The sequence below is a fragment of the Pseudomonas sp. BN414 genome (assembly GCF_029871275.1).
Lineage (GTDB): Bacteria > Pseudomonadota > Gammaproteobacteria > Pseudomonadales > Pseudomonadaceae > Metapseudomonas > Metapseudomonas resinovorans_C.
Genome location: NZ_SSOL01000058.1, coordinates 1 through 4,162 on the forward strand (window position 1 = coordinate 1; position 4,162 = coordinate 4,162).

General features: G+C 68.6%; 2 protein-coding genes. Both read left to right on the forward strand.

What is annotated here, in order from left to right:
• Nucleotides 1-2,601 (forward strand): aminomethyl-transferring glycine dehydrogenase (gcvP, locus tag E8E95_RS11900; protein ID WP_280350282.1); only part of this gene is annotated, 2,601 nt, incomplete at its 5' end.
• 183 nt (nt 2,602-2,784) lie between these two features.
• Nucleotides 2,785-4,161, forward strand: a complete 1,377-nt coding sequence (locus tag E8E95_RS11905; protein WP_280350284.1) for an L-serine ammonia-lyase — start codon at nt 2,785-2,787, stop codon at nt 4,159-4,161.
• Nucleotide 4,162 lies beyond the last annotated feature (1 nt).

The following is a 4,162-nucleotide window of genomic DNA, read 5'->3' on the forward strand; positions in this document are numbered from 1 at the left end:
TACTACCCCTGCCACACCCCCAGCCCGATCCTGCGCAACCTGCTGGAAAACCCGGCCTGGTACACCGCCTACACCCCCTACCAGCCGGAAATCTCCCAGGGTCGCCTGGAAGCCCTGCTGAACTTCCAGACCCTGGTCAGCGACCTCTCCGGCCTGCCGGTGGCCAACGCCTCCCTGCTCGACGAAGGCACCGCCGCCGCCGAAGCCATGACCTTCTGCAAGCGCCTGGCGAAGAACAAGGCCAGCCACGCCTTCTTCGCCTCGCAGCACTGCCACCCGCAGACCCTCGACGTGCTGCGCACCCGTGCCGAGCCGCTGGGCATCGAGGTGGTGATCGGCGACGAGCGTGAGCTGACCGACGCCAGCGCCTACTTCGGCGCCCTGCTGCAGTACCCCGCCGCCAACGGCGATGTCTTCGACTACCGCGAACTGGTGGCACGCTTCCACGCCGCCGGCGCCCTGGTCGCCGTCGCCGCCGACCTGCTCGCCCTGACCCTGCTGACCCCGCCCGGCGAGTTCGGCGCCGACGTCGCCCTCGGCAGCGCTCAGCGCTTCGGCGTGCCGCTCGGCTTCGGTGGCCCGCACGCGGCCTACTTCGCCACCCGCGACAGCTTCAAGCGCGACATGCCCGGCCGCCTGGTCGGCGTCTCCATCGACCGCCACGGCCAGCCGGCCCTGCGCCTGGCCATGCAGACCCGCGAGCAGCACATCCGCCGCGAGAAGGCCACCAGCAACATCTGCACCGCGCAGGTGCTGCTGGCCAACATCGCCAGCATGTACGCCGTCTACCACGGCCCGCAGGGCCTGACCCGCATCGCCAACCGCGTGCACCAGCTGACCGCGATCCTGGCCCAGGGCCTGGCCAAGCTGGGCTTCACTGTCGAGCAGGAAAGCTTCTTCGACACCCTGACCCTGGCCACCGGCAGCAAGACCGCCGAGCTGCACGCCCAGGCCCGCGCCCAGCGCCTCAACCTGCGTGAAGTGGACGCCGTCCGCCTCGGCCTGTCCCTGGACGAGACCACCACCCAAGCCGACGTCGAGCAGCTCTGGGCGCTGTTCGCCAACGGCCAGGCCCTGCCGGCCTTCGCCGCGCTGGCCGCCAAGGTCGCCAGCCGCCTGCCGGCCGCCCTGCTGCGCCAGAGCGCGATCCTCAGCCACCCGGTGTTCAACCGCTACCACTCGGAAACCGAGCTGATGCGCTACCTGCGCAAGCTCGCCGACAAGGACCTGGCGCTGGACCGCAGCATGATCCCGCTGGGTTCCTGCACCATGAAGCTGAACGCCGCGAGCGAAATGATCCCGGTGACCTGGGCCGAGTTCGGCGCCCTGCACCCCTTCGCCCCCGCCGAGCAGAGCGCCGGCTACCAGGAACTGACCAGCGAGCTGGAAGCCATGCTCTGCCAGGCCACCGGCTATGACGCCGTATCCCTGCAGCCCAACGCCGGCTCCCAGGGCGAGTACGCCGGCCTGCTGGCGATTCGCGCCTACCACCTCAGCCGTGGCGACGACCAGCGCGACATCTGCCTGATCCCGCAATCGGCCCACGGCACCAACCCCGCCACCGCCAGCATGGTCGGCATGCGCGTGGTGGTGACCGCCTGCGACGCCCGCGGCAACGTCGACATCGCCGACCTCAAGGCCAAGGCCGAGGAGCACAAGGACCGCCTCGCCGCGCTGATGATCACCTACCCGTCGACCCACGGCGTGTTCGAGGAAGGCATCCGCGAGATCTGCGAGGTCATCCACGCCAACGGCGGCCAGGTGTACATCGACGGCGCCAACATGAACGCCATGGTCGGCCTCTGCGCCCCGGGCCAGTTCGGCGGCGACGTCTCGCACCTGAACCTGCACAAGACCTTCTGCATCCCCCACGGCGGCGGCGGCCCGGGCGTCGGCCCGATCGGCGTGAAGGCCCACCTGGCGCCCTTCCTGCCCGGCCACGCGCACATGGCGCGCAAAGAGGGCGCGGTCAGCGCGGCGCCCTTCGGCAGCGCCAGCATCCTGCCAATCACCTGGATGTACATCCGCATGATGGGCGGCGACGGCCTGCGCCGCGCCACCCAGATGGCGATCCTCAACGCCAACTACATCGCCCGCCGCCTGGAAGAGCACTACCCGGTGCTCTACACCGGCAGCAACGGCCTGGTGGCCCACGAGTGCATCCTCGACCTGCGCCCGCTCAAGGACACCAGCGGCATCAGCGTCGACGACGTTGCCAAGCGCCTGATCGACTACGGCTTCCACGCCCCGACCATGAGCTTCCCGGTGCCCGGTACGCTGATGATCGAGCCCACCGAGAGCGAATCGAAGGAAGAGCTGGACCGCTTCTGCGACGCCATGATCCGCATCCGCGAGGAAATCCGCGCGGTCGAGGCCGGCGAACTGGACAAGGACGACAACCCGCTGAAGAACGCCCCGCACACCGCCCTGGAACTGGTCGGCGAGTGGACCCACCGCTACAGCCGCGAACTGGCCGTGTACCCCAGCGCCAGCCTGGTGGACGGCAAGTACTGGCCGCCGGTGGGCCGCGTGGACAACGTCTACGGCGACCGCAACCTGGTCTGCGCCTGCCCGTCCATCGAGGCCTACCAGGACGCCTGATCCGCGCCCCCTGTAGGAGCCAGCTTGCTGGCAAAGCTCTGCCAGAGCCATTCGCGAGCAAGCTCGCTCCTACAGCGACCGGACGCAAGACAAGGAGCACGGCGGTCGGCCCTTCGGGCCCGATCCGCTGTGCTGTCTACGCTGACTAATAAGAAAAGCCGAGCAATCGCTCAGGAGCGCGACATGTCCCTCAGCGTCTTCGACCTGTTCAAGATCGGCATTGGCCCCTCCAGCTCCCACACCGTGGGCCCGATGCGCGCCGCCGCGCGATTCGTCGATGGCCTGCGCCGTGAGAACCTGCTGGCCAACACCCACAGCCTGAAAGTCGAGCTGTACGGCTCCCTCGGCGCCACCGGCAAGGGCCACGGCAGCGACAAGGCCGTTCTGCTCGGACTGGAAGGCGAACAACCGGATACCGTGGATACGGAAAGCGTGGATGAGCGCCTGGCGCGCATCCGCCAGAGCGGCGAACTGCTTCTCGGCGGCGAGAAGTCGATCCACTTCGTGGAAAAGGAGCACCTGGCGCTGATCAGGAAGCCGCTCCCCTACCACCCCAACGGCATGATCTTCCGCGCCTTCGACGAGGCCGGCATCCAGATCCGCGCGCGCGAGTACTACTCGGTGGGCGGCGGCTTCGTCGTCGACGAGGAGGCGGCCGGCCTCGACCGCATCGTCGAAGACCGCACACCGCTGCCCTACCCGTTCAAGACCGGCAAGGAGATGCTCGCCCAATCCAGTGCCAGCGGGCTGTCCATCAGCAGTCTGATGCGCGAGAACGAGAAGGCCTGGCGCAGCCCGGAAGAGACCAGCGCCGGGCTGATGAAGATCTGGCAGGTGATGCAGGACTGCGTGAAGGCTGGCTGCCGCAAGGAAGGCATCATGCCCGGAGGGCTGAAGGTCAAGCGCCGCGCCGCCGCGCTCTACCGCCAGCTCAGCGAAACCCCGGAAGCCAGCCTGCGCGACAGCCTCTCCGTGCTCGACTGGGTCAACCTCTATGCCCTGGCGGTGAACGAAGAAAACGCCACCGGCGGCCGCGTGGTCACCGCACCCACCAACGGCGCGGCCGGCATCGTCCCGGCGGTGCTGCACTACTACAGCCGCTTCGTGCCCGGCGCCAACGACGACGGCGTCGAGCGCTTCCTGCTCACCGCCGCCGCCATCGGCATCCTCTACAAGGAAAACGCCTCCATCTCCGGCGCCGAAGTCGGCTGCCAGGGCGAGGTCGGCGTGGCCTGCTCGATGGCCGCCGGCGCGCTCTGCGAAGTCCTCGGCGGCACCCCGCAGCAGGTCGAGAACGCCGCCGAGATCGGCATGGAACACAACCTCGGGCTGACCTGCGACCCGGTCGGCGGCCTGGTCCAGGTGCCCTGCATCGAGCGCAACGCGATGGGCTCGGTGAAGGCCATCAACGCCGCACGCATGGCCCTGCGCGGCGACGGCCAGCACTTCATCTCGCTCGACAAGGTGATCCGCACCATGCGCCAGACCGGCGCCGACATGAAGAGCAAATACAAGGAAACCGCCCGCGGCGGCCTCGCCGTGAACATCATCGAATGCTGAA

What these genes read in the sequence shown, in the direction of transcription:
- E8E95_RS11905 (WP_280350284.1), top strand. Translation starts at nt 2,785, where the DNA reads ATGTCCCTCAGCGTCTTCGACCTGTTCAAGATCGGCATTGGCCCCTCC.